Below are 26,320 nucleotides of genomic sequence, written 5' to 3'. Positions count from 1 at the left end.
AGGATGTTTCTACCATGGACCGCTACCGCGAGGCGGCAAAGACGTGGGCTGCCCTCGAAGAAATGAAGGACGAGGAAATGGCCGAAGCCCGCGCGAAGTTCAAGGAAGAACACCCGGACTACAAGAGCACTTTCAAGCCTGTCCGCGTGAAGAAGGAAGACTTCCCCGAAGTGCCCCGCGTGCCGTTCAAGCGGCTCGGGCTCACGCAGTCCGAACTGTTCGCGAAACTGCGCGAGAAGTTCCCCGCAGTGACAGTCCACACCCATAGCGAGGACCCCATCGAGGACGTGGTGGCGGCAATGCCCGCAGACCGCCCGCTCGAAGTGATGGTGAGGCCCGAGGACTACCTCCCGATTGTAGAATACGTGAAAGGCAATCCCGAATTCAAGATGGACTACCTCATCGACGTGACCGCCATCGACTACGACGACCATTTCGACATGGTGACGATGTTACGCAGCCTGGAACATGGCCACAAGCTGTTCCTCTGCGTACAGCTGAAGAAGGACATCAGCATTCCCGAAGAAAAACGCGCCACGTCGCTTTTGGCAAGCATCGGCACGATTAGCCACCTCTACCCCGCCGCGGAATTCAAGGAACGCGAAGTGTACGACATGTTCGGCATCAACTTCGAGGGCCACCCCGACCAGCGGCGCATATTCCTCGACAAGGACTTCGTCGGCTACCCGCTCCGCAAGGACTTTACTCACCCGCAAATGATCAGGAGGCCCGTATAATGCCTACACTGCCTCCAGGATTCCGCATCCAGCGCGAAACCAATACCGAAGAATTTTTCATCAACATGGGTCCGCAGCACCCGAGTACGCACGGCGCGCTCCGCCTTGCGCTGCGCATGGACGGCGAAACCATCGTTGAACTTGTACCGCATTTCGGCTACATCCACCGCGGCATGGAAAAGCAGGCGGAATCGATGAGCTACCTGCAGTACATTGCCCTGAGCGACCGCCAGGACTACCTCACGGCTATCCAGAACAACCTGGGGGTCGTGATTGCCCTTGAAAAGGGCATGAACGTGGGCGTCCCCGAGAAGGGCGAATACATCCGCGTGATGCTCCAGGAACTGGGCCGCATTGCATCTCACCTGGTGTTCTTCGGCTGCTTCGGCGGCGATTTGGGCGGGCAAACCTGCCTGCTGTTCGGGTTCAAGGAACGTGAGATGATCCACGACATTCTCGAAGAAGTCACCGGCTCGCGCCTTACAACAAACTTCTTCAGACCGGGTGGGAGCCGCTACGACGTGCCCGAAACGTTTATCCCGCGCGTGAAGGCGTTTCTCGACCATCTGGAAGATTCCATGAGGGACTACGAGAGGTTCCTTTCCAAGAACATCATCGTGCTCGAGAGAAGCGTCGGGATTGGCGTACTTTCCAAGGAAGACGCGATTGCCTACGGATGCTCGGGCCCGGTTCTGCGTGCGAGCGGCGTGAACTTCGACGTGCGTCGCGTGAACCCGTACAGCATCTACGACCAGTTCGATTTCGACATACCCGTGTTCCACAACGGCGACTGCTATGACCGTTACAAGATACGCATTGCCGAGATTCACGAATCCATGAAGATTCTGCGGCAGTGTGTAGAGAAGTTTCCGAAAGAAGGCCCCTGGCGCAGCAAGGAAAAGCCGGTGCGACTCCCCGAAGGCCGCTACTACAGTGAAATCGAGACGGCGAAGGGACTGTATGCCACTTACGTGGTGGCAGCAACGACCGGCGAGAAGCCCTACCGTATCCACACGCGCGGGCCAAGCTTCCCGCACATTGCAGCACTCAACAAGATGGTGCAGGGCCACAAGATTTCGGACCTCGTGACCATCATGGCCACCCTCGACCCCGTGATCCCGGAAATTGACAGGTAGCTTATGTTTGTTCCCTCAGTTACAAACCCCATCGGCGATTTTGTACGCGACATGGTCCCGCGGGTAGCGGAATTTTTGCCGGCGAGCCTCCAGAGCGAGACGCTCAACAGCATATCGGCATTCCTCATCAACGCGGTCATCTGCGTTATTGCGGTATGTGCCGTGAATATCGGGTCTGCCCCGATTCTCATCTACATGGAACGCAAGGTCTGCGCGCATATCCAGTGCAGGCTTGGCCCCATGCGCCTCGGCTGGCACGGAACCATCCAGACCGTCGCCGACGTTATCAAGATGCTCTTCAAGGAAGTGTACGCCCCGAGCGGCGCGGACAAGTTGATGTTCTACCTCGCCCCGCTCATCGTGCTTATCGCCCCCTTCATCGTGTGCGCGCTTATCCCGTTCGGGCGCAACCTCGTCGTTGCCGACGTATCGATGGGAATCCCGCTCATTATCGCGGTGAACGGCTTCGGCGTTTTGGGCATCTTGCTTGGCGGCTGGAGCAGCAACAACAAGTATTCCCTGCTCGGTGCACTCCGTAGCGGCGCACAGATGATCAGCTACGAAATCTCGTTCGCGATGATTCTCCTGTTCGTCGTGATGATTTCGGGTTCCACGAACCTGATGAGCATCACCCTCGGGCAAGAGGGAACCATTCTCGACTGGTGGATTTTCAAGATTCCCGTACTCGGGATTATCGCATTCATCCTGTTCTTTATTTCCTCTACCGCCGAAATGAACCGCGCGCCCTTCGACATCGCCGAAGCCGAGCAGGAACTTACGGGCGGCTACCATACGGAATACAACGGCACGCCGTTCGCCATGTTCTACCTGGCCGAATACATCGCGCTCGTCACGAACTCCGCACTTGCCACCACGTGCTTCCTCGGCGGATTCCTGCCGCCCTGCATCGGGGTCGCGTTCGTGGACAACTACCTCAACATGGTCCCGGGAGTCGTGTGGTTCTTCGCGAAGGTCTTCTTCATGATTTGGTGCTACATGATGGTCCGCTGGACGTTCGTGCGCCCGCGCGTGGACCAGCTGATGGATTTCGAATGGAAATTTTTGTTGCCCGTGAACCTCGTGCTGCTCGTTGCCGGTGCGGCGTGGATTGCGATTGGAGGGTAAGGCATGCAGCAAGAAAACATTACATTAGTACAGTATTTCAAGCGCTACCTGAAGCGCTGCATTACCGGGCCGTGGAGCCTGATGTGCGGCCTTTCCGTGTCGCTCAAGTATTTCTTTGACCCGCGGCGCATTGTCACGGAGCAGTACCCCGAGAACCGCAAGACCCTCAAGATGCACCCGCGCTACCGCGGACGCCTCGAGATGATCGAGGATGCGGAAGGCAATAACCACTGCACCGCTTGCGGCATGTGCGAACGCGCCTGCCCGAACGCATCTATCAACGTGCTTGCCACCAAGAACATTGCGGGCAAGAAGGTGCTCGGACGTTATGTGTACCACTTCGCAAGCTGCACCCAGTGCGGTCTCTGCGTAGAGGCGTGCCCGTTCGGTGCCATCCGCATGAACCAGGAATTCGAGGTGGCGACAACCGACCCGAACACGCTCGAAATGATATTGAACAAGAAGGAGGGACAAGGCTAATGTTCCCGAACCTGTCTATTCCGGGGCTCCAGATGCCCGACCTGCCGTTTGCATTCCCCATGGGAGGCATGGATCTCGCGTTCTATGCCGTAGCCATCGTGATGCTCGTTACCGCAGTCTTTACGGTCGCCGTGAAGAATATTCTGCAGAGCGCCGTGTTCCTGATTTTCAGCTTTGTCGCGACAGCCATCCTCTACCTGCTCTTGCATGCGGAATTCATCGCACTTGCGCAGGTGATGGTCTACGTGGGAGGTGTCGTCATCTTCGTGGTGTTCACGATTCTTTTGACAAGCCACCTGGGCGAAGACGCCTTCGCGACAAAGATTCCACGCGTGTTTGCCGCATTCGCGCTATCCATCTCGTTCGTGTTCGTGATGGTCAAGTGCATCTTGCCCACACCGGGAATCGCATCGGGCGCGGTGAACGCCCCCGCCGGATACTCCTCCCTCGAAAATTTCGCCCTGCGCCTGCTCGGCTATGACGTGAGCGGGTTCATCATCCCGTTCGAGGTGGTGAGCGTGCTCCTGCTGATGACGCTTATCTGCGCCATCACGGTCGCCCGCCGTAGCAAGGACGAGATGGAGACCGCCGAAAACGCTTCTAAACAAAAGGAGGTCAAGTAATGAACCTTCTTAACTGCCTGATTCTCGCTTTCCTGCTGTTCGGGATTGGCGTCTGGGGCCTGATGCGCCGACGTCACCTCATCGGCATGCTCATTTCCATCGAGCTCATGCTGAACGCAGCGAATATCAACTTCATCAGTTTTGCATACTTTACTGCACACGACGCTACCGCCGGTGCACTGTTCAGCATTTTCGTCATCGCCGTCACGGCCTGCGAAATGGCAATCGCACTTGCCATCATCGTCACCATGTACCGCCGTCACAAGAGCCTTGACGCCGACCAGTTGAGGGACCTCCATGATTAACGATATTACACTCGGATACCTCATTCTGGTTCTGCCGTTCCTCACCTTCGCGATAAACGGGCTTTTCCTCGGCAACAAGAACGCAAAGGCGGCGGCAGGCCTTGCCGTCACGTTCAACGGGCTTGCCTTTATCTCGGCGGCATTACTCGCGTTCCACTACTTCACCTCGGTTGTCGCCCCGCAGAAGGTCGTGCTTTTCGACCACTCCTTCATCCCGTTCGCAGGCGAGCTTGTCGCACGTATCGGCATGCTAATCGACCCGCTTTCGGTCATGATGCTCGTGGTAGTAACCTTCATCAGCTTCATGGTGAACATCTACAGCATCGGCTACATGCGCGAGGACCGCGCGATGGGGCGCTTCTTCGCACTCCTCTCGCTGTTCAGTTTCAGCATGCTCGGGCTCGTCGTCGCGACAAACCTCTTCCAGATGTTCATCTTCTGGGAACTGGTGGGCGTTTCCAGCTACCTGCTTATCGGTTTCTGGTACCACAAGCCCTCCGCGGTGAGTGCATCCAAGCAGGCGTTCATACTCACGCGCTTTGCCGACAGTTTCTTCCTGCTCGGTATCGTGCTCGTGAGCTACGTGGTCGGGAGTTTCGACTTCACGACCATCAATTCGCTTACGATGTTCCCGTTCCGTAACGAGACCATCGACATGGGTATCTGCGTCATGAGCAAGTCCAGCGCGCTCGTCCTCGGGTCTATCCTCATATTCACCGGCGGCTGGGGAAAATCCGCCATGTTCCCGATGCATATCTGGCTCCCGAACGCGATGGAAGGCCCCACTCCGGTCAGCTCCATCATCCACAGCGCAACGATGGTGGTCGCGGGCGTGTACCTGGTCGCCCGTCTCTTCCCGTTCTTCGCCGTGTGCGGCGATTCCCTCACGCTCATCATGTGGGTGGGTGCATTCACTATGGTGTTCGCCGCCGTCATCGCCTGCACGCAGAAAGATATCAAGCGAATCCTCGCCTACTCCACGCTTTCGCAGCTCGGGTACATGATGTTCGCGCTCGGTGCCTGCAAGATTGGCCAGGCAATTATCACTACGGGCTGGACCGCAAGCACGTTCCATATCTTCACGCACGCCTTCTTCAAGTGCAGCCTCTTCCTTATCGCGGGTAGCCTCATCCATCAGGTGCATACGAACGACCTCGACGCGATGGGCGGGCTCCGCAAGAAGATGCCCCTCACCTACGCCTGCGCGCTCATCTCGATTCTCGCGATTTCGGGTATCCCGCCGTTCTCCGGTTTCTTCTCGAAGGACGAAATCATACTCGCCGCGTTCCAGGGCCAGCACTATGTGGTATTCGCGCTCGCCCTCCTTACGAGCGGGCTTACCACGTTCTACATGTTCCGCCTGTTCTTCCTCGCCTTCCACGGGGAACCGCGCCATGAGGGCGTCAAGGCAGGCCACGTGCACGAGGATTTCTTCATGACCCTCCCGGTCGTGATTCTCGCCATCCCGGCACTCCTCTCGGGTATCCTCGGGAAGGGGCTTTTCGAGCACTTCTTTACCCCCGGCAAGCTACACGTACCGACAATGCTCAAGGTGGCTCATGCGGAATGGATTCCGTTTGTCGCCATCGGCGTTGCGGTTCTCGCCCTGCTTATCGCGTGGTTCCTGTATGCAAGCCCGAAGGCAAAGATCCAGCGCGCTCTGGACGACACGAACCACAGCGGTATTTACAAGATTATCTACCACAAGTTCTACTTCGACGAGATGTACTACACCGTCGTCCGCCAGTTTATTTTCGGCGGTGTCGCCCGCGTATCACGCGCATTCAACGACTACGTGATCGAGGGCCTGCTCGCGTTCAGCATCTGGTTCATCCACAAGCTGGGCGACCTTGTACGTACGGCACAGGCGGGCTACCTGCCCTTCTATCTCGGGACGCTTATCGTAGGCGTCCTCATCTGGCGATTCTTCGGACAACTTCCCCTGTAGGCGCAATATGGATATACTGCTTTTCAACCTCATCTGGGTCATCCCGCTCTTAACGGTACTCGTCTGCATCCCGATTTCCGCCTCGCACGCGAAGTTGCTCCGCGGTCTGCATACCGCATCGGCAAGCGCAGTCCTCCTCATGGTATGCTATCTCGCCTACCGCGTGTTCATGCTTTCGGGTACACCCGCAAGCGAAGCGGCCTCCCCGCTCGTGCTGCGGTTCCTTACCGACATTCCCTGGCTTACGATGTTCAACGCGCACTACATCGTGGGTGCGGACGGCCTCAATATTCTCCTGCTCGCGCTCACGGCGTTTATCGTGTGGGGCGGCGTTCTGGTAAGCTACAACATCAAGGGAAACCAGAAGGTATTCTTCGCGCTCATCCAGCTGCTCGCCACGAGCGTGTACGGCGTGTACATGAGTTTCGACCTGGTGCTGTTCTTCGTGTTCTACGAGATGGAAGCGCTGTGCATGTACCTGATGATTGCCTGCTACGGCAGCGGACGCAGGGACTACGGCGGCAAGAAACTTACCTTGACGCTCGCGTTCGGCTCCTCGATGATTCTTGCGACCCTGTTCGGGCTCTATTTTGAAAGCGGTGCAAACAGCTGGAACCTCATCGAAATCGCAAAGACGACCATCCCGATGGAATTCCAGATGTGGGCCTTCCCGCTCATGTTCATGGGATTTGCAGTTTCGAGTTCGCTGTTCCCGTTCCACTTCTGGAGCCCGGACGGCCACTCCGCAGCACCCACCGCGGTCTCGATGCTTGCGGCCGGCGTGATGATGAAGATGGGTGCCTACGGGTGCCTGCGCGTCGCCATGTTCCTGATGCCCGAGGCGGCAAAGGTCTGGCTCCCCTACGTGGTGGCGCTCCTGATATTCAACGTGGTTCTCGGCCCCTTCATTGCACTTAGGCACAAGGACCTCAAGTACATAACCGCCTACAGTTCCATCAGCCACCTCGGCCTCATATTCCTCGGGCTTGCGGCTATGACCCCGGTCGGCCTGCGCGGCGCAAGCCTGCAGATGATTTCGCACGGTTTCCTCACCGGGCTCTTCTTCGCGACCATCGGCATGATTTACGAACGCACGCATACCCGCGACATCACCGAGATGGGCGGCATCATGCGCAAGATGCCCTTCCTGGGCGTAGGGTTCGTGATTGCGGGCTTCGCGGGCCTCGGCCTTCCCGGATTCAGCGGGTTCATCGCCGAAAGCAACATCTTCATTGGCGCGTTCCAGCAGGAATCGACCCTCACGCGCATCGTGACCATACTTGCCATCCTGAGTATCACTACGACTGCCGTTTACATATTGCAGACGGCAAACCGCATGCTGCACGGGCCGCTCCCGCAAAAGTACGAGGACCTTACCGACGGCTGCTTCCGCGAGAAGCTCGTCATTGTCGTGCTTGTTGCGTGCCTCCTGTTCATAGGCGTTTGCCCCGGTCCGTTCGCCGACCTACTCGACCAGAGCATCGCACCGATATTTGCAAAGATTTCTGCGGCCACCCAGCCCGTCACCAGCGGGATTGGAGGTTAACACATGTTCGATTTCAATATTCCCGGCTTTATCGTACCCGACATTCTCTTGCTCATTTTCCCGTTCATCGTCATCGGGAGCAGGCTTTTCTGCAGTGCGCAATCCAAGGTGCCCTGGCGCATCGCGAACATCGGGTTCATCGCCATATTCGTGCTGTTGAACCTCATCCCGATTGCCACAGGCGAAGGCCGGTTCTTCATTACCAACTGGCGCGTCGATGACTTCGGCGTGCTCATGCGCGAAGTGCTCATGGTTTCGGCAATTCTCGGAATCTGGTTCGCGAAGGACTACTTCGAGCACGGTGCAGATGGCAAGCCGCAAATGCACCAGATTGCAGAATTCATCGGCGCAATCGCGTTCGCGACATTCGGCGGGTTTACGGTCGTTTCGGCCTGCGACATGCTCACGCTCTTCCTCGGGCTCGAAATCGCGACCATCCCGATGTACGCCCTCACCGCATGGAACAAGAAGGACCAATTGGGCTCCGAAGCGGCCACCAAGTATATCCTCATGGGTTCCGTCGCCACGGCGTTCGAACTCTTCGGTTTCAGTTACCTTTACGGCTTCGCGGGCTCGCTCCACTTCAGCGAAATCCAGGACGCTGTCGCTACGGGCACAAGCCCGCTCCTCTGGGTTGCGGTACTCTTCCTCTTCTGCGGAATCGGATTCAAGCTCACGCTGTTCCCGTTCTACACCTGGGCCCCGGACGTTTACGAAGGCGCTCCGACGCCCGTGACGGCAGTACTTTCCGTTACCTCCAAGGCGACCGCCATCGCATTCCTCGCCGTGCTCGTTTTCGGCCCGCTCCAGCCCGTCATCGACAAGATCAACCCGCTTATCGCGCTCCTTGCCGGCACCACGCTCTTCGTGGGTAACCTCGGCGCACTCAAGCAGAGCAGGCTCCGCAGGTTCATGGCCTACAGTTCCATCGCGCAGGCGGGCTATATCATGGTAGCGCTCCTCGGGCCAGAGGCGAACGCGAAGACGGCCATCATCTACTACCTGTTCGTGTATGCCGTATCGAACTACCTCGCGTTCTTTATCTTCGGCATCATCGGGCACCACCGCGAAGAAACGTTCGCGTCCCTCCGCGGGCTTTCCAAGCAAGACGTGAACCTCGCCATCGCGCTCGCCATCTCGATGTTCAGCCTTGCGGGCATCCCCCCGCTTGCCGGCTTCTTCGGCAAATTCCATCTGTTCTTCTGCGGTGCGGCCAACGGGCACTACATGCTTGTCGCCTTTGCCGTCCTGAACAACGTGCTCGCGCTGTTCTACTACATCCAGCTTATCAAGAGCGCCTGGGTGGACGAACCCGACGGACACCTGACCCCGCTACGACTCACCAAGAGGCAGCGCGGCGTCATTATACTCCTCTCCGTAATGGTGGTGATTCTCGGATTCCTGCCGTTCCTGAGCAACAACGTCTTCGCAGGATTCAACTTCTAGTCTAGGGATTTTCGCGGCTATATGACCGCGTCAATCTTTTCGTTCCAGTGGTCCGTAGTTTCACGGGCCACTTCGTTTCCGCAGTCATAGATACACAGGAAGCAAACTTCGTTCACGACCTCGTAATCGGAACCGCCGTTGAACACGTTCGCGTTGCCATACTCTTCGCGGTCTTTCCACACGTAGACTTTGCAGGAATTCTGCGCGGAAAGCGCCTTGCAGTAGGCAGCGAGTGCGTCTTCCGTGAGGTCTGCCGCGGTAAGGTCGGCGGCAACATTCGCGGCTCCCGCAGCAACGGACGATGCGAGGATTTCGGACTGCGAAATGATGCGAGTGCCGTCCTTGGACAGAATTCGCCCGGCGATGTTGAATTCGACTTCCATTGTTTATTTGGATTCCGCCGCGGCCTTTTCCGCCTTCTCGGCGGCATGCTCGAGGCGCGCAGGCTTGCCGGCAAGGTTACGCAACAGCCCGAAGAGAGCCGAAAGTTCGTTGCGCGTGGGGTGCAGGCGCTGCACGAGCGTATTGAGGAAGTTGTCGCGCCACGCCTGGTCATGGTACTGCCCCGTCAGGTAGCGGTCGAGGAACTTCTTGAATCCGTCAATCTGCTGGATCGTCGCGGGAGCCGTCTCGCACGCGCCCTTCGTGCCGCGCTTCGCACGGCCTTCCCCGTTCGCAAGCGCTCCGCTGCGGCAGAGTTCATACAGGCCAATGGAAACCGCCTGCCCCAGGTTCAGGCTCATGAGCCCCGGCACCGGGATTTCGCACTGGTACGTGCAGGCGTTTACCTCCTCGAGCGCAAGCCCGCAGGATTCGCGCCCGAACACAAGCGCAATCGTCCCGTCTTCGGGGAGCAATTCCGAAAGGTTCTGCACCATCGTGTGCTTGATGGAACTTGCGAAAATGCGGCGGCTGTACGCGACAGCGCAGGAGCAGTCGCCGATGGCGTCCTCGAACCTGTGGACCACATGGGCATTGTCCAGAATATCGTGGCTGTTTGCCGCCGTGTGGTAGGAATTTTCAATCACCTTGTCGCGCTTCGGGTAGACGATATACAGTTCCGGCAACGCATAGCAATGCATGGCGCGCGCGACAAAGCCCACGTTATGGGGATGTTCCGGTTCTACTAGGACAACTCTGAATTTACGCATAGTTATTAGTCAATAGTTATTGGTCAATAGTTTCTCTTGTATCAAGAATTTTTTTCTTCTTGTGTCAGATTCTGTTTCAAACGTGTTATCATTTTTCCAATTGAATGCATCATATCAAATAAATCTTTTTGTTCCCCAGCAATATAGCCTAATTTTATCGCTATAATAATTTGAGTTTCTAATTCAGCTAAAGACCCTTGTGCAATCGATAAAAAATGAGAGAACTGCTGGTGATATTTTCTAGCCTGTCCTTCAGCAATATTGCTTGGAATGGAAACCGCACTCCGTCTTATTTGTGAAACCAATCCATACATTTCTTCTTTCGGGAAAAGATTTGTCAAAGAATAAATTTCAATAGTAAGGTCAATAGCCTTTTGCCAAACAACCAGGTCCTTATAACTATTCATGCATTCTTTTCCAAAAAAACTAATGACTATTGACTACTGACTAATGACCACTAACCTTCCAGTTAAACCCTTTCCCGCGAATCTCGTTTTCAATCGTTTCGCCGGGCTGGATTTGTGCACCGGCATAAATCACGGAATGCCGGATGTGCACACCCGCGGGCAGTTCCACGCCGGGTACGACGACGGCTTCGTTTGGGTCTCGGCCCAGTTCCTCAAGGCGCGCCTCCACCGCGTGCATCAAGCCCTCGGGCGACCCCATGTCAATCCAGGTGGCATTCAGCTGGCTCATGTCCACGAAGGGCGCGCGGCCTGCGGCAATTTCCTGCTTCCAGAATTCGCGTATATCGAATTCGCCTTCCCGTATGCGCGAGAGGGCCGCGTCGCTGTACCACGACACGCCGGAGAACGTCGCGGGGGTGCCTTCCGTAGCGCCGAACCGCCCGGCAATGCCCGCCAGGCGACCATCAGCGCCCACCCGGAAGGTGTTCACCTGCGGGAAGTCCACCGCAAGGAGCGCTACCTGCGGGCCATCCGGCCGAGCCGCCTGCGCTTGCGCATTCCGCACGAAAGCCTTCAGGTCAAAACTGCAATAGGCGTCGCCGTTCATCACGAGCAGGCCGCCTCGGTAACCCGCAGCATAAATGCGGTGGAGCGGCCCCGCCGTCCCGAGAATTTCGGGTTGTTCCACCCACACTTTCTCGAATCCGAGAGTCTCGCCCGCCGCGACCACCTGCTCTGCCAGGTAATGCGCATTCGCATGCAGGCGCACATCACCAATCGCACGCGCCTTCCGAGCCTGCAAATCGAGAATCGAAGCATCCACCACGGGCACGAGCGGCTTGGGCACATCGTTCGTGAGCGGGCGAAGCCGCGTCCCGAGCCCTGCCGCCAGAATCAAGACATTCAGGGAACAGTTTTCCATTGCCTCAAATGTAGAAAAATAAAAAATGTATATTCAAAACTGTGAGAAGACTCAACCTAAATAAGGATTCCCTGTAATGTTCTGTCCGAACTGTGGTGAGCATTACAATTTCTCTGAGCCCCACTGCCCCTGGTGCGGAGCGTCAAAGCCTCAGCCAAAGCCTCATAAAGAAACTTCTAACGAAAAAGATGAGACAGTCGAGATCGACGAAAAAAAACTCCCGCTCAAGACACGACTGTATTCCAAGCGTTACGTTGCAGCGCTTATTTTATTCATAATCGGAATTACATGTCTTACCGTGATAACGAGAGACGCATTTATTGCCGAATATCCGGATATAATAAACTTTAATTCCACTTATTTTGTTGCATTCGTTTTTTTAATATGCATTCCCTTTTTAGGGGTCTTGGGATTTATGTACGACAGTGAGCAAAAGAATAATCCACGGGATGACTCTAAGAACGACCTTGTTTCTATGTTCAAAACGCAGTTGCAATTCTATTATCTGGCTCCATTCAAGTACGGCTACCGTTGTATAAAAGAACGAAACTACAAAGGCCTAGTCCTTTTTGCAATATTCATTTCAGTAATTGCATTTTTATTTGCCTGGTAGCTATAGAGCAAGGCGCCCTTAAATAGTACCAAAACCCACTTTTTACCCTTTTTAGTCCTATCAAACAGGTCACTTTCGGACAAAAAGCATTCTCCAAGAGAGTCAAACCGTCGCAAAGATAGGACTAAACCGCCACTTTCGACGCATTTAGTCCTATCTTTTCCGCGTTCAGCGCATTTGAAGCGCCCATAAATAGGACTAAAAGATCTATTTTGCATAGTTTAGTCCTATTTCCAGCCCGAATTGCACCCAAAATTGCACGCAAAATGTCCGGCGTTCATCGAAACGCACCGCCGTTCACCCGAAAATCGCCGCAAACGTGCCCGAAAAGCCTTCCCCTACCGGGCAATATTCACGCGATGCACCGCCGAACCTGCACGCACAAGATACGAACCAGCCCGCTCCACACGGAAATCGAACCCGCGCCGCCCCTGCAAATAGCCGGAATGCAACACCCTGCCCTGCATATCCATGATGGCGACAGAAGCGCCGTCCGTTCCCGATACGTGAACGTTGCGACCCGACACCTGCACATGGAATTTTGCACCCGCCACAGGCGTAAAGCCCGCAACCCGCGTAGACCCACCAGGCACCTTCACCTCGATATAATCAACGTCCACATGCCCCCAGTTCTTGATGATGGCGAAGGTATTGGCCCCCGCGTTGAGCGACACCTGCACCGGCATATCCTCAAAGGCAGCGGCGGCTCCACCCAAGTTCCCTTCAAGCGTTACCGGGAATTCCTGGGATTTTACCTTCATCCCGTTTACATGGATATCCTGAGTCTTGGCGTTCGAAGCGGTGTTGCTGAAACGGATTACAACCTCATACTGCCCAGCCGCAGGAACACTGATATTGAACGTGATGTTGCCCGTCGTTTCGGTGCGCATGTGCTTGCCTCCCGACGCCGCATCATTCGTCTTCTCTGTGCACCCGGTGCAAGTCGCGACCTCCGCCTCATAGCGCACGGCCTCATAGGATTCACTCCCCGCCGAAGAACTGGACGGGCTGACCGAGGAACTGGATGGATTGACCGACGCGCTGGACGGCGGCGTAAAGCTCGACGAATATACGATCTCGGACATCGGAATTCTGAAAAGTTCCTCGCAGTCGTTGCGAACTTCCCGTATTTCCTCTACCACGGTGTTTTTGCTATCTACGCAATCGTTCTTGTCGGTGCCGCTGTCGTCGCACCAGCCTTTCTGCGCGTATTTGTCGACGCTGACCACGTAGCCAACAGCTTTCTCGTATTTTTCAATATTACTCCCAGCCTTATTCCCGTTTGACGGCATCACCACTTCTTCCACAAAATAGTTGAAATGGGGATTGTAATAAGGCAGCCCCTGTTTTTTGGAATTATAGAAGTAGTTTCCGGTAACAGTCCAAGAAGCGCCCTTCATGTCGATGTTGGCGTCGTCGTAGGACACCTCGCCGTTGTAATCAAGACTGTCCCCAATGAACATATTGCCCTGGACAAATCCCCTGACCGTTCCTTCCTTCACGTCGATGTTCTCGGCAGTAGTCCCGCTGACGATGTTGCATGTGATTTTCGTATCGTTCACGCGCCAGTCATAGCCGCTATAGCGATGTTGTGAGGCGTCAGTCCCCCAAAAGCCAGCATCCCTGTCGGCCTGCTGGGAAGAGGCCCACCCCGTATTGTAGGTTCCGACATAGATGCCTTCACCGTACTTGGCAATTTCATAGCCAGAACCGTGGATAAAGTTGCGGTTCAGTGTCACCTGCTGGCTGGAATCGCGAACATGGACAATCTCGTTTCCCGTGTGGTACACCTCGCAGTCTTCCATCAGAGCCCCGACGGAATTGTCGAATACCACGCCCTTGCTGAAGGAATGAATTTTCAGGTTTTTTAGGATAACGTAATTTCCCGTTACGTGAATGCCGTAGTTGTGCTTGTAATCGGAACTGAAAATCTCCGGAGGATTCTTTGGATCCGAACCGGCAAGGACAACGGGATTGGCCTTCGTGCCATCGGCACCGAGCCAGATGAGGCCGCAGTCGCGACCAGTCTCGTTCACGAACTTGTCGTTCTTGCAGTTGGATGTGGGCAGTTCATACTTGCCCGGGGTAACCCAGATGGTATCGCCCGCCTTCGCGCCAAGCGTCGCCGAAGTGAGGTCGGCGACGGTAGAAACATTGACCTGGTTTGCAAATACCGCCGTAGAAGAAACAAGCGCAGAAGCGCAGATAATGCGCATTACCGTAACGAAAGATTTTTCCATAAACACCTCCATTCAGTTTCCTTCTTTTGAATATATATCCATGACCGCGCCTGTGCAAATATTTCGCAAAAATTTCTAAATTGTGTGACACTATGAGCATTTCTATCCCCCAGCTGCCCAAGGGCACGCGCGATTTTTACCCGGAAGCGCAACGCATCCAGAACTACATTTTTGATACCTGGCGCCAAGTCGCCGAAAGTTTTGCCTACGAAGAATATGAAGGCCCGATGTTTGAGCATCTGGAGCTATACACCGGCAAGTCCGGCGAAGAAATCGTAAGCCAGCTCTACAACTTCAAGGACAAGGGCGACCGCGAAATCGCACTCCGCCCCGAAATGACCCCGACGCTCGCCCGCCTCGTGATCCAGAAGGCCCGCGAACTCAAGAAACCCTTCAAGTGGTTCAGCATGCCGCGCCTTTTCCGCTACGAGAAGGCGCAGAAGGGCCGCCTGCGCGAGTTTTTCCAGCTGAACATGGACATCATCGGCACCGAAAGCATTTACGCCGAAGCCGACCTGATGGCCTCCATCGCAACGATGCTCCGCAAGTTCGGCCTCAAGGACGGCGAATTCGCGATTGGAGTCTCTAGCCGCAAACTTTTGGCCACCTACCTCGAGGAGATTGGCGCCCCGAACCCGGCGCTCGTTTACCCGGTGCTTGACCGCCGCCTGAAAATCGGGCCCGAGGCCTTTGCCAAGGCACTCGCCGAAGCGGGCCTCACCGAAACGCAGATTAAGCAGCTCGACGACTTCATGAGCTGCAAGAGCATCGAGGAAGTCCGCGCCGCCGTGAAGAGCGAAAACGCGACCGCCGCCCTCGCCGAAATCGAGGACCTGTTCGCTACGCTGACTGCAGCCGGTTACGGCGAATGCGTGAACCTCGACCTCTCTATCGTGCGCGGCCTCGCCTACTACACGGGCATCGTGTTCGAGGTGTTCGACAAGGGCAAGTCCATGCGCGCCATCGCTGGCGGTGGCCGTTACGACAGCCTCACCGAAAAGCTCGGCGGCGAACGCATCCCGGGCGTGGGATTCGGCATGGGCGACGTGGTCTTGGCCGACCTGCTCGCCGAGCACAACCTGCTTCCCAGCCCCAAGCAGAGCGTGGACTTCTACATCGCAAGCTTCACGAATGACATGAAGAAGGTCTTCGAGACCGCCCAGATGTTCCGCGACGCGAAGTACGGCAACTGCTCCGTAAGCCACCCGCTCGCCCCCATGAAGATGGGCAAGCAGCTCGACCAGGCGAACTACCAGGGCGCAAAGATCGTGGTGTACGTGGACGGTTCCAAGGCCGGCGCAGGCGAATTCGAATACAAGGACATGCGCGTGGGCGAAATGCTCGTGGGCACCCCCGACGCCATCGTTGAACGCAGCAAGAAAGTTATCGAATCCAAGAACGCATAAGGAGATTCCCGGTTGATCCTATCGCCGCTACGTGGCTCCAGGATGACAGGGGGAAAAATTCATGACGCCTTTCAAAACATTCCTCAGCATTTTAAGCCTGTTCGTCGTGCTAGGCCTCATGGCGTGGCTCTACCCGGCAAGCGGCATCACCATTGCAGACACCACCTTCAGGTTCCCGGCCCTCACGGACATCTTCGAAAAGCAGGACCCCAATGCCGTCGCCGAAGAAGACAACGCCGAGACCGACCCGCAGAAGGCTATCGAGGAAATGATGGCGGCCACGCAGGCGAAGGAACTCGCGGCATTCTCCGACTCGCTGAAATTCTACGAGGACTTCTTCAAGAACGGGCGCAACAGGTTCGACCTGCCGAACAACGACCCCACATGGTTTGACCGCCTGTTCCTGCACCTGGAACTCGCCAAGATCGATTCGAACATCGTGCATATCATGCACTACGGCGACTCGCAGCTCGAAGAAGACCGTATATCCTCCACCATCCGCGAAGACCTGCAGAAGGAATTCGGCGGTGGCGGTCCGGGCATGCTCCCCGCGGTGCTGAACATCCCGTCGCAGACAACAAGCGTGTGGAACAACGGCGACCTCACCCGCTTCATCATGTTCGGGACCGAAGAGGACCGCGCCGACCACAACCGCTACGGCCCGCTCGCGCAGGTCAGCAAGTTGCAGGGTAGCGCCGTCATCGGCTTCAAGAAGCGCGAAGACAAGGATGGCAAGTTCACGCACGTGGGCGGCTACGGCACCATCAAGGTTCTCGCCAGCAGGCGCGGCAACCTGAGGGTTCGCCTCGCCTACGAAGCCACCGTCATCGAAAACGAAGGCACCGACAAGGAAAAGTGCAAGAAGAAATTCGTGGACGCCCCCGCCCCCACGGACGAAAAGTTCAACAAGCTCCGCGTGTTCACGTGGAAACTTCCCGACACCACGTCTAACGCGAAGGTGTACCTCTCCGGCAACGCAGAAATCTACTCCGTCTCTGTCGACGGCCCCTACGGTGTCGCAGTCGATAACGTCGCCATGCGCGGCAGTTCGGGCACGGTATTCAGCCGCATGGACAAGGAACTCCTCGCCGAATCGTTCAAGGCGATGAACGCCCGCCTCATCATCATGGAATACGGCGGAAACCTCGTCCCGAGCATCAACAAGAGCAACATCGAATACAACAAGAACCTCATCGCGAAGCAAATCCAGACCATCCAGAATGCAAACCCCGATGCGGACATCCTGTTTATCGGCCCCGCCGACATGGCACGCCAGATAGACGGCAAGATGAAGAGTTACCCCGGCCTGTTGCCCACCATCGAGTTCCTCCGCGAAGTAGCACTCGAGAACGGTGCCGCCTACTGGGACATGTACCGCGTGATGGGCGGAGAAGGCTCCATGCGCAAGTGGGTCAAGCAGTCCCCGCCGCTCGCCGGTGCCGACTACATCCACTTCAGCCGCAGGGGTGCCGCCTACATGGGCGAACTCTTCGTCAACGCGCTGCGCATGCATTACGACTACTTCAAGTTCCGCGACAAGCACAAGATTGATGACGCGAAGTTGAAAGATATCCAAAAGCTCAAGGCGGAGGCCGCTCAATGAAAGGACTTTCGCGCATACTCGGCATCCTGACGTTCGCCATCTCGGCAACTGCGCTTTTCGCAACACCTCCGGTCTCTACGCCCGCAGGCTACATCGTCGACTTCACCAAATACGACTTCATCGATTCTACGCTCAACATCATACAGTTCCCGAGCGGCAAGGAATCGTTCGAGCCGTTCTTCCAGAAGATGGATTCGCTCGTGTTCGAGAACAAGGGCAAGGTCAACATCCTGCACATCGGCGGTTCACACATCCAAGCCGACGTCATATCGGGCCGTATCCGCGAGCACCTCGTGAAAGAATACCCGGGTGCCTCTGCAGGCCGCGGGTTCGTTTTCCCGTATTCTGCCGCCCGCACCAACACGCCCTCCAGCTACGGCTCGCAGTACAAGGGCATCTGGGACATGAGCAAGAACGTGCTCCGCGAAGTCAAGAAACCGCTCGGGCTCCTCGGGATTGCCGTCAGCACGTCTGACCCGCGCGCCGAATTCACGCTATTGCTCGACAAGTACAACTCCGCTCCGGTCTACGCCGAGACAAAGTTCCGCCTCTTCGGGTACAGCGACAGCAACAACGTCGTCCCCGTACTCGTAGTCGATTCGGTGGATATCAAGGGAGTACGCGATTCCGCCACGCAGAGCTACGTGTTCAAGAGCCCCCGCCCGATAGACACGCTCCATTTTGCCTTCCGATGGTCCGATACCGCCCTCCAGGCAAAGGTCGCGCAGTACCTCGTCGATTCGCTTGTACAAGATTCCATCTACCGCGCAAGCCTAGACACGCTTAACGCAGATTCTACCGCAGACAGCACCGCAAAAAAGAACGCGCTTCCCGAGAATCAGGAAGCCTCCGCGGATTCCATGTTCCAGGGCAACTGCGACATCTTGGATACGACCTGCCTCGAGAAGGAAGAACCCAAGAACGACCTGCTCGCCGCATGCCGCGTCTTCCTGGATTCCGCCAGGCAGGCCGACTCTACGGCCGCGCGTGACACCGCCGCCCGCGATTCCTCGCTCGCAGGCGACTCCACCCGCACTGCGGATTCTACCGTCATCGCAGACACATTGCAGAAGGCAATCTGCGATTCGCTCGTCGCGCTATCCGAAACACTCTCCTTCACGCGCCCGCGCTTCACCATGACAGGCGTCATCTCGGAATCCGACTACCCGGGCATCGTCTACACGAACGTGGGCATCAACGGAGCACGCATTGCGCACTACTTCGAGGAAACCTGCCCGCTGTTTGAGAAGGAACTCGCCTTCCTCAAGCCCGACCTCGTGATATTTGCGATAGGCATCAACGACGCGAACGTCGAGAAATTCGACGACAAGACCTTCCGCAACAACTACGACATCCTTATAGAGCGCATACGGCGCGTGAACCCGAATGCCGCGTTCATTTTCGAGACAAACAACGACATGTACCGCAAGGTGCGCAAGCGCCGCTACGTGCAGCACCCCGTAGGCGAACAGGCCCGCAAGGCGTTCTTCTTGCTTGCCGAAAAGCACAAGGCCGGCGTTTGGGACAAGTTCTCCCTGATGGGGGGCCTCGGTTCCATGGCCAAGTGGGAAAAGGCAAGCCTCGCGAAAAAGGACAAGATTCACTTCAATATGGCGGGCTACCACCTGCTCGGCGACATGTTCTACAAGGCGCTCATCGACGCCTACCAGGAACACATCGCGAACCTCCCTGCCCTTGAACCGACTCCGAAGAAGGAGGAGGAAAAAAAGACGAGTAAAAAATGATAAATGTCATCCTGAGCGAAGCCGTTAGGCGAAGTCGAAGGATCTAAAAGAAATATGCCTAATAGTTACTACACATACATAATGTCAAATCAGACAAACTCTACAATTTATGTAGGTGTAACAAATAATATTGAACGTCGTGCTTTAGAACATATGAGTGGTAGCGGAGCGTCGTTTACCGCTAGATATAAAATCAACAAACTTGTTTATTTTGAAAGATATACTGAAATTAATGATGCAATACAAAGAGAAAAACAACTAAAAGGTTGGAAAAGAGAAAAGAAAAACAACTTAATAAATCAAATGAATTCCCAATGGAATGATTTGATGAAAGATTAGATCCTTTCCTTCGACGCGCTTCGCTTGCTCAGGACAGGCTAAAAAACGCTCAGGATGACATATGCTTGACTACATAATACCTTACCTCACACGCACGTTTGCTTTCGACCCGAACAGCCCGCTACTCTTTACGCAGTTCTACTTCTGGGGATTCTTCGCAGTCGTCTTCGCCATCTTCTCGCTCGTCCACAGGAAACTCCTGCTCCGTAACGCCTTCCTGTTTGCGACCAGCCTCTTCTTCTACTACAAGACAAGCGGCAGCTACGTCTGCATCCTCATCTTCTGCGTCATCGCGAACTTCTTTATCGGCAAGTGGATTGAAAAAGCACAGGTCCAGTGGAAAAAGAAAATCCTGATGATCATCGTCGTCATCATAGACCTGCTCGTCCTCTGCTACTACAAGTATTCCTACTTCTTCCTCGACGCCCTCTACGACTTTACCGGCATCGAACTGCACGTATACAACTTCTTTGCCGCCGCAAGCAACAAGATGTTCGGCACGCACTCGCTTGTCGATACCATCATCTTGCCCGTGGGCATCTCGTTCTTCACGTTCCAGGCGATGAGCTACTGCATCGACATCTACCGCGGTAAAATCAAGCCCGTAACGAACATCCTCAACTTCGGTTTCTACCTCTCGTTCTTCCCGCAGCTCGTCGCGGGCCCCATCGTGCGCGCCGACAAGTTCGTCCCGCAACTCTACAAGAAGTACTTCCTCCCGCGCCGCACCTTCGGTATCGCCGTATTCTGGATTTTGAACGGCCTCGGCAAAAAGATTATCCTGAGCGACTACCTCGCGACAAACTTCGTGGACCGCGTGTTCGACCAGCCGCTGCTCTATACGGGCCTCGAGAACCTCATCGCGCTTTTCGCATACTCCCTGCAGGTCTACGCCGACTTCTCGGGCTATACCGACATCGCCATCGGCGTTGCACTCCTCATGGGCTTCCGCCTGCCGCAGAACTTCAACAGCCCCTACAAGGCGCTCTCCCCCACCGAATTCTGGCGCCGTTGGCACATCTCGCTTTCTAGCTGGTGGCGCGACTACCTGTACATCCCGCTTGGCGGCAACCGCAACGCGACTCTCGGCACGTTCTTCTGGATGGGCTTCCTGAGCCTTGTGGCCATCATGCTTTCGGGCAGCGTGTGGGTCGGAATCGCCCTCGGTGCGTTCTTCCTGTACATCGGCATCTACGCTTATTTCAAACCCGATTCCCGCAAGTTCATCACCACCAACATGAACGCCATGGCAACCCAGATCGTGGGAGGCTGGTGGCACGGTGCAAGCTGGAACTTCATCATCTGGGGCGGCCTCAACGGCTTTGGCCAGGTGTTCAACAAGATCTGGTGCAAGCGTAGCCTCACCTTCCGCGCAAGCGCCGCATTCATCCTGTTCGCCGCAAGCGCCATCATCTTCAAGAACTACCACATCGCCATCTTCGCGATTACCGCCGTCTATTTCGGCGTGCTGTTCTTCGGCATCTACTCCGTGCTTATCTTCCGCCTATTCAGCCAAAAGACGTACCACTGGCTCTATGTGGCATGGAACGTGACACTCACCTTCGTGTTCATCACCTTCACGCGACTCTTCTTCCGCGCAGGCTCGAACCTCGACCCCGCCGAAGCGAACGAAGTCGCCTGGAACACCGCGAAGAACATGGTGCAGCAGATGGGCACCGCCTGGAAGTGGGATACCCTCGGCACCATCGCCTGGGAACACATCAACATCATCCTCGTGTTTATCGCGGGCATGCTCATCCACTGGGTTCCCAAAAAGTGGAAGAGCCGCTACCGCATCGCGTTCGCATCGCAGCCCATCCCCCTGATGGTGCTTTCTACGGCATTCATCATCTTCATCATCTACCAGTTCATGAGCGCGGACAGTTGCCCGTTCATCTATTTCCAGTTCTAGTCTAAGCGAAAATTTTCGGGTGCGGCATGGATAGTGTCACTGCAAGCGAAAAACGGCTCAAGAGGCAGGTTATCGGAAAGCCGCACCGATTCTTGGCTATAGCCCCGCTCGGTTTCGAACAAACTCTCGCCCGCGAAATTGAACTCTGCCACCCGCAAGTCGTTGGCGATGGCAAGGTCGAATTCACCGCAAAGATTACCGACGCCTGGAAGGCAGTCGCATACACGCGAGTCGCGAACCGCATCCTGATGCACATCGCCGACTTCAAGGCAGAAAACTTCCGTGACCTCGAGAAAAAGGCCGCCGAAATCCCGTGGGAACTGTACCTCCCCGCGGGCCCTGTCACCCCGGACACCGTAAGCATCCACGTCACCTGCAAGCACTCGCGCCTGTACCACAGCGACGCCGTCGCAGAACGTTTGCAGAAAGTGATTGAAGGGGGAAGCGTCCCCCTCGCTCCTGCCGACGCGACATCCGCTACCCCCTCTGCGGGGACACCCCGCAACGCCCCGCAGAACCTGTTCGTAACGCTTATCGATGACCGTTGCACCCTCTGGCTCGACCTCGCCGGCGAAGAGCTGTACAAGCGCGGGCACGAGCGGTTCGTGAACGACGCCCCCCTCAAGGAGACAATTGCCGCCGGCATGATTCTCGAGGTTTCCGCACTCGTCGCCGCACCAATCACCCTCATTGATCCAATGGCAGGGAGCGGCACGTTCAGTCTCGAGGCCGCATACATGGCAAGCGGGCTCATCCCCGGCAAGTGCCGCGACTTCGCGCTCAAGCACCAGCCCGCATTCAAGCCCGCCACCTGGAGCCACATTATCAAACAAGAGTGTGTCATTCTGAGCGGAACGCCGAACGGCGTGGAGTCGAAGAATCTAATCGCGAACATCCTCACCAGCGATATATCGGAACGCGCCATAGGCATCATCCGCCACAACGTAGAGTGCAGTCCCCTCGCGCAGTCACTACCTGCAAAAAACTGCACAACCGGCGCGCCCACTACACCCGCAATAAACATCACTCCGCAACTTCGCGACTTCTTCACCTACACAGCAAAAGAAATCGCCGATGCATGCCGTGCCCCGAGCACTTCAAATGAAGCCAACATAAACGATTCTGAACCCGTCATCGTGCTGAACCCGCCCTACGGCAAGCGCCTCGACTTCGACGCTCCGAAACTCTACACCAAAATCGGCAAAAAAATCGCAGAACTCGCCCGCGACCTAGCACCGTCAGGCCTGCACCTCACCGTCGCAATCCTCGCCCCCAAGGACGATTCCCGACCCGGCAGCAAGTTCACATGTACCGCAAACCTCTTGCGCGAATGCCCGGCCCTAGACCCCGCCAAAAACGCCTCCGCAAAAATCATCGCGACAAGCCACGGCGGCCTCAGCCTGAATGCCCTTTTTGTCAAGATTTAGGCCATTTTCCGATACAAAAATTCCCGCAAATGTTACAAAAAGCGTTCACCACCTAATCAAGGAACACTTGGAGAACACTTTATCTTGATAAGCGTCACCCTAACCTTTTTTTTACATCCTAAATGAGCAACATAAATATATTTTTTGCGAGAATGTTTGGGCCAATAACGAGGTAAAAATGAAAATTCCTTTCTTTAAGCCATTACTTGTTGCAGGCGCACTGGTGATCGCCTGGAACTGCTCCGATGAAGCAGCAATTACTGTCCCCACCACTCCGCAGGGTGCCGAACAGTTTGCCGCTGTCACTACCCCTAGCTGGATTTTCAACGGCGACCAGACCTACATCATCACGCCGACCGAAGCAGGGTTCTTCGTTGCAGACAAGGCGGGCAACCCCGTCGGCACATACGATCCGGCATTGGGCATCGTTTACGATGGCGCACTCACACCCATTGCGACCATCCCGGACCTCTCGCAGCTCCCGGTACTTACCCCGGACCAGACGATTATCAACCCCGATGGCACGATTACGGACCTGGCAGGCAACCCCATCGTCCAGCCCGTTGACCCGGTCCCGGGTGGCGAAGTCGTCGAAGACCCGAATCCGGTCACCCCGGACCCGGTAATTACCAGTTCGGATACTCCGGTCATCCCGGAATCTTCCGCAACAACCAACCCCGAGGAGCCAAAGCCCACCTCGTCTGCCACTCCTGAACAGCCGAAGTCTTCCTCCTCTGCCAAGCAGGAGCAGCCGAAGTCTTCCGCGACACCCGCCAACACAAATTGTGACGGCCAGTGCCTCGATGCACCGTCGGGCACATGCGTCGCCTACTACCAGAGCCTTAAGGGCCCCCACCAGGAACAGTACGCCTACGACAAGACCTGCAACATCAACTGCTACTACGACCCGAACAACAAAAATTGCCAGGATATGGGAGCGGGAACGGCTCAACCTTCGAGCAGCACCACCCAGCCCAAGTCCTCGAGCAGCGCAAAGTCTAGTTCCTCTGCAAAATCCTCGAGCAGTGCAAAGTCTAGCTCCAGCGTTGCACCCAAGTCTTCCAGCAGCTCGCAGCAGCCGTTGACCGGCGGATGCCCGAACATCGTTGTCAAGAACGGCGGCAAAACCGGATCCGGCTGGGCCACCCGTTACTGGGACTGCTGCAAGCCCCACTGCTCTGTGCAAAACAATACCTCTTACCATTCCAAGCAGTGCACCAACAAGGGTACAACCGAAAGCACCGACTGGGGCGCAGGGAGCGTCTGCGCAGGCGGTTCGATGATGGCCTGCACAAGCCAGATTCCATTCACCATTGACGGCTGTTCCGACATGGGCTTCGCATTCGCCGCTGTACCGGCAAGTGACGGCGGTTCCTGCGGCAAGTGCTACCAGCTCACGTTTACCGGCGAAGGCCACTACAACTCTACAAATGCAAACACCAAGGCTATCAAGGGCAAAAAGCTCATCATCATGACAACGAATATCGGTGGCGACGTGTCGCAGGGCCAGTTCGATATCATGATCCCGGGTGGCGGCGTCGGCATATTCAACGGCTGTTCCAGCATGGGCTGGGGCGCACAGGGCCAGCAGTACGGGGGCCTCCTCTCCGACTGTGAAACCGAAAGTAACTACAATGCAGGCACCTATGTCAGTTGCCTTACCGAAAAGTGCAACAAGGCGTTCAGCAACGACAGCAAGGCCAAGCAAGGCTGCATGTTCCTTGTTGAATACCTGCATGCCGCAGGCAACCCTGAGCACAACTACGTTGAAGTGGAATGCCCGCAGGTGCTGAAAGACAGATACTAATCTAAAGTAAGCGAAATTAAAACTCCCCGGCTCAACCGGGGATTTCCTTTTTGTAAAGATACCCCGGCGCTTGCCGAGGTATTTTTTAGAACATATCTCGAATCGAGAACTTCCGCAGTTTGATACGGATAGGGAGCGTGCGGGCAAAGGTCCGCCAGTAGGCGACCTCCGACCAGAACACCTCTATAGGCGAGAACGGACAGAACTTGATGGCACGCCAACGCTTGCCAATCCAACGCATGGGTAGTTTCCGGTAATTCGCTTTGAAATAGAAGCCAAAGTTTCCTCCGGCAAGCACAATCTCGAGCATGTGCTGGCCAAGCCGCTCATCGGGGGCGCACAGCATACGCTCGCGCTCGAGCCCGTAAATATGCCCCAGCAACCACATCAGGGCACTGGACACGCGCAGCAGGCCGAACCTGCGGAGGTTCTTCGCGATTTCGAGACGGTCGCTGTCGCCCGCCTGCCGCAAAAGCACGTAGTAGTCGGTTATCTGCTTCAGGCCGATGCCGCCCGCCATAAAGTGCGTCTGGATATGCGCCAGCTGCATCGCAAGAGCAAACTTGAGCGACGGGACATAGAAACCCTCCGGTACAAATTCCGTTTTTAAAATCTCGCATTGCAAGAAACGCATTAGTCGTTTGTCTGCAAACGGGTTCCGGTTCCCCGACGAAGGCAAAAAATGCGCCTCCACCGTGACCGCAGCCGCATCGTGGGCCAGGTGCACATGATGCCTCGAGACGTTCTCGTTGAGTTTCCGCTTCGCCTCGGCGTACTTTTCCTCGTACGTCATCTTGCGGCCGGTAATCGCCTGCGGTTCGGGCTCCATCAGGCCGAGCCTGCGCAGCAAGCCGATAACAGAATCGCGCCCGCCATCAATCCAAATGTCGATGTCTCCGCATTGACGCATGAACCTGTCCGGGTACAGGCGCGCATTCGCCGCCCCCTTCAGGATGGCCGTCCGCCTCCCCTCGCCCGCAAACAGCTCCGTGAGCCGCCTAGCCTCGTCATTCACCAGGCGGTTGTGCCCGCGAATCGCCTCCGCCTCGCTCGCCCACTGGAAAGCGAGGTCCAGCGGCGGCCGCCGGTCCTTCGGCAACTTGCAGACCCCCGCATACGCGATGCCCACCACCGCAAGTTTGGATGCCAGAGAATACAAAAGAGACCACTCTTCAGCGGTCTCTACGTTGAAATTTGCACATTCCCCCTCGCCTGCACCGAATGCAAGCCGAATGAGGGTAAAAAGATTACGTTCAACTCCAGGTGACTTATTCAACACGGCGTACTAGCCACCATCACCATGAAAAATAGGTGGATCAGAAGAAGCACCGAGTAAACGGCCCCTAGCTTGGATATTTACAACATCCATTTTAGGAGCAACATACTCTTTCTTTTCTTTTTC

At 55.9% G+C, this 26,320-nt stretch carries 23 protein-coding genes; 17 read left to right on the top strand and 6 right to left on the bottom strand.

Annotated elements, in window-relative coordinates:
- The first annotated feature begins 14 nt into the window (after nt 1-14).
- From BUA44_RS16145 to BUA44_RS11120, 9 genes are read left to right on the top strand one after another with little or no spacing between them, the layout of a single operon-like run.
- Nucleotides 15-737 (top strand): NADH-quinone oxidoreductase subunit C, encoded by a 723-nt coding sequence (locus tag BUA44_RS16145; RefSeq protein WP_369806418.1) that lies wholly within the window; start codon nt 15-17, stop codon nt 735-737.
- Nucleotides 737-1,873, top strand: a complete 1,137-nt coding sequence (locus tag BUA44_RS11155; protein WP_072812016.1) for an NADH-quinone oxidoreductase subunit D — start codon at nt 737-739, stop codon at nt 1,871-1,873. The genes BUA44_RS16145 and BUA44_RS11155 overlap by 1 nt, the downstream gene beginning before the upstream one ends.
- A gap of 3 nt (nt 1,874-1,876) precedes the next feature.
- Nucleotides 1,877-2,998: a complex I subunit 1/NuoH family protein gene (locus BUA44_RS11150; RefSeq protein ID WP_072812014.1), complete on the top strand. Its 1,122-nt coding sequence runs from the start codon at nt 1,877-1,879 to the stop codon at nt 2,996-2,998.
- A 3-nt stretch (nt 2,999-3,001) separates the two neighbouring features.
- A complete protein-coding gene (locus tag BUA44_RS11145; protein WP_072812012.1) occupies nt 3,002-3,478 on the top strand; it encodes a 4Fe-4S binding protein in 477 nt (158 codons plus the stop codon).
- Nucleotides 3,478-4,101: an NADH-quinone oxidoreductase subunit J family protein gene (locus BUA44_RS11140; protein ID WP_255370541.1), complete on the top strand. Its 624-nt coding sequence runs from the start codon at nt 3,478-3,480 to the stop codon at nt 4,099-4,101. Before BUA44_RS11145 ends, BUA44_RS11140 begins: the two co-directional genes overlap by 1 nt.
- On the top strand, nt 4,101-4,406 hold the full coding sequence (gene nuoK / locus BUA44_RS11135; protein ID WP_072812009.1) for an NADH-quinone oxidoreductase subunit NuoK: 306 nt from the start codon (nt 4,101-4,103) through the stop codon (nt 4,404-4,406). Before BUA44_RS11140 ends, nuoK begins: the two co-directional genes overlap by 1 nt.
- On the top strand, nt 4,399-6,354 hold the full coding sequence (gene nuoL, locus BUA44_RS11130; RefSeq protein ID WP_072812007.1) for an NADH-quinone oxidoreductase subunit L: 1,956 nt from the start codon (nt 4,399-4,401) through the stop codon (nt 6,352-6,354). Before nuoK ends, nuoL begins: the two co-directional genes overlap by 8 nt.
- 7 nt (nt 6,355-6,361) lie before the next feature.
- Nucleotides 6,362-7,900, top strand: coding sequence for a complex I subunit 4 family protein (locus BUA44_RS11125; RefSeq protein WP_072812005.1), 1,539 nt, complete (start codon nt 6,362-6,364; stop codon nt 7,898-7,900).
- Nucleotides 7,901-7,903: 3 nt separating this feature from the next.
- Nucleotides 7,904-9,346, top strand: a complete 1,443-nt coding sequence (locus BUA44_RS11120; RefSeq protein ID WP_072812003.1) for an NADH-quinone oxidoreductase subunit N — start codon at nt 7,904-7,906, stop codon at nt 9,344-9,346.
- 17 nt (nt 9,347-9,363) lie between these two features.
- On the opposite strand, the gene BUA44_RS11115 is transcribed toward BUA44_RS11120, so the two are convergent.
- The 4 genes from BUA44_RS11115 to BUA44_RS11100 are packed head-to-tail and all read right to left on the bottom strand — an operon-like array spanning nt 9,364 to nt 11,826.
- Nucleotides 9,364-9,729: a hypothetical protein gene (locus BUA44_RS11115; protein ID WP_072812001.1), complete on the bottom strand. Its 366-nt coding sequence runs from the start codon at nt 9,727-9,729 to the stop codon at nt 9,364-9,366.
- 3 nt (nt 9,730-9,732) lie between these two features.
- Nucleotides 9,733-10,497, bottom strand: coding sequence for an RNA methyltransferase (locus BUA44_RS11110; RefSeq protein ID WP_072811999.1), 765 nt, complete (start codon nt 10,495-10,497; stop codon nt 9,733-9,735).
- A gap of 41 nt (nt 10,498-10,538) precedes the next feature.
- Nucleotides 10,539-10,904 carry a four helix bundle protein gene (locus tag BUA44_RS11105; protein WP_072811997.1) on the bottom strand — a complete coding sequence of 122 codons (366 nt, stop codon included), beginning with the start codon at nt 10,902-10,904 and terminating at the stop codon, nt 10,539-10,541.
- A gap of 40 nt (nt 10,905-10,944) precedes the next feature.
- Nucleotides 10,945-11,826 carry a sugar phosphate nucleotidyltransferase gene (locus tag BUA44_RS11100; protein WP_255370540.1) on the bottom strand — a complete coding sequence of 294 codons (882 nt, stop codon included), beginning with the start codon at nt 11,824-11,826 and terminating at the stop codon, nt 10,945-10,947.
- Nucleotides 11,827-11,902: 76 nt separating this feature from the next.
- Between BUA44_RS11100 and BUA44_RS11095 the strand changes: the two genes are divergently transcribed.
- Nucleotides 11,903-12,439, top strand: a complete 537-nt coding sequence (locus tag BUA44_RS11095) for a hypothetical protein (protein WP_072811995.1) — start codon at nt 11,903-11,905, stop codon at nt 12,437-12,439.
- Nucleotides 12,440-12,777: 338 nt separating this feature from the next.
- On the opposite strand, the gene BUA44_RS11090 is transcribed toward BUA44_RS11095, so the two are convergent.
- Nucleotides 12,778-14,679: a CBM35 domain-containing protein gene (locus BUA44_RS11090; RefSeq protein WP_178348791.1), complete on the bottom strand. Its 1,902-nt coding sequence runs from the start codon at nt 14,677-14,679 to the stop codon at nt 12,778-12,780.
- A gap of 92 nt (nt 14,680-14,771) precedes the next feature.
- Between BUA44_RS11090 and hisS the strand changes: the two genes are divergently transcribed.
- The 7 genes from hisS (at nt 14,772) to BUA44_RS11055 (ending at nt 24,918) form a co-directional block, all read left to right on the top strand.
- Entirely contained in the window at nt 14,772-16,085 is a 1,314-nt protein-coding gene (hisS, locus tag BUA44_RS11085) for a histidine--tRNA ligase (protein WP_072811991.1), read from the top strand.
- Between the two features lie 61 nt (nt 16,086-16,146).
- On the top strand, nt 16,147-17,688 hold the full coding sequence (locus tag BUA44_RS11080; protein WP_072811988.1) for an SGNH/GDSL hydrolase family protein: 1,542 nt from the start codon (nt 16,147-16,149) through the stop codon (nt 17,686-17,688).
- Entirely contained in the window at nt 17,685-19,433 is a 1,749-nt protein-coding gene (locus BUA44_RS15985; RefSeq protein ID WP_255370539.1) for a GDSL-type esterase/lipase family protein, read from the top strand. Before BUA44_RS11080 ends, BUA44_RS15985 begins: the two co-directional genes overlap by 4 nt.
- A 54-nt stretch (nt 19,434-19,487) precedes the next feature.
- Entirely contained in the window at nt 19,488-19,772 is a 285-nt protein-coding gene (locus BUA44_RS11070) for a GIY-YIG nuclease family protein (RefSeq protein ID WP_072811986.1), read from the top strand.
- A gap of 61 nt (nt 19,773-19,833) precedes the next feature.
- Nucleotides 19,834-21,684: an MBOAT family O-acyltransferase gene (locus BUA44_RS11065; RefSeq protein WP_072811984.1), complete on the top strand. Its 1,851-nt coding sequence runs from the start codon at nt 19,834-19,836 to the stop codon at nt 21,682-21,684.
- Nucleotides 21,685-21,710: 26 nt separating this feature from the next.
- Nucleotides 21,711-23,111: a THUMP domain-containing class I SAM-dependent RNA methyltransferase gene (locus tag BUA44_RS11060; protein ID WP_072811982.1), complete on the top strand. Its 1,401-nt coding sequence runs from the start codon at nt 21,711-21,713 to the stop codon at nt 23,109-23,111.
- A gap of 178 nt (nt 23,112-23,289) precedes the next feature.
- Entirely contained in the window at nt 23,290-24,918 is a 1,629-nt protein-coding gene (locus BUA44_RS11055; RefSeq protein WP_072811979.1) for a hypothetical protein, read from the top strand.
- An 85-nt stretch (nt 24,919-25,003) separates the two neighbouring features.
- On the opposite strand, the gene BUA44_RS11050 is transcribed toward BUA44_RS11055, so the two are convergent.
- Complete coding sequence (locus tag BUA44_RS11050) at nt 25,004-26,197, bottom strand: nucleotidyltransferase domain-containing protein (protein ID WP_072811977.1); 1,194 nt, start codon at nt 26,195-26,197, stop codon at nt 25,004-25,006.
- Between the last annotated feature and the right edge of the window lie 123 nt (nt 26,198-26,320).

This window comes from Fibrobacter sp. UWR3 (assembly GCF_900143055.1).
Lineage (GTDB): Bacteria > Fibrobacterota > Fibrobacteria > Fibrobacterales > Fibrobacteraceae > Fibrobacter.
The sequence above is the reverse complement of the archived record's forward strand: the minus strand, read 5'-3'. Positions and strand labels throughout refer to the sequence as shown.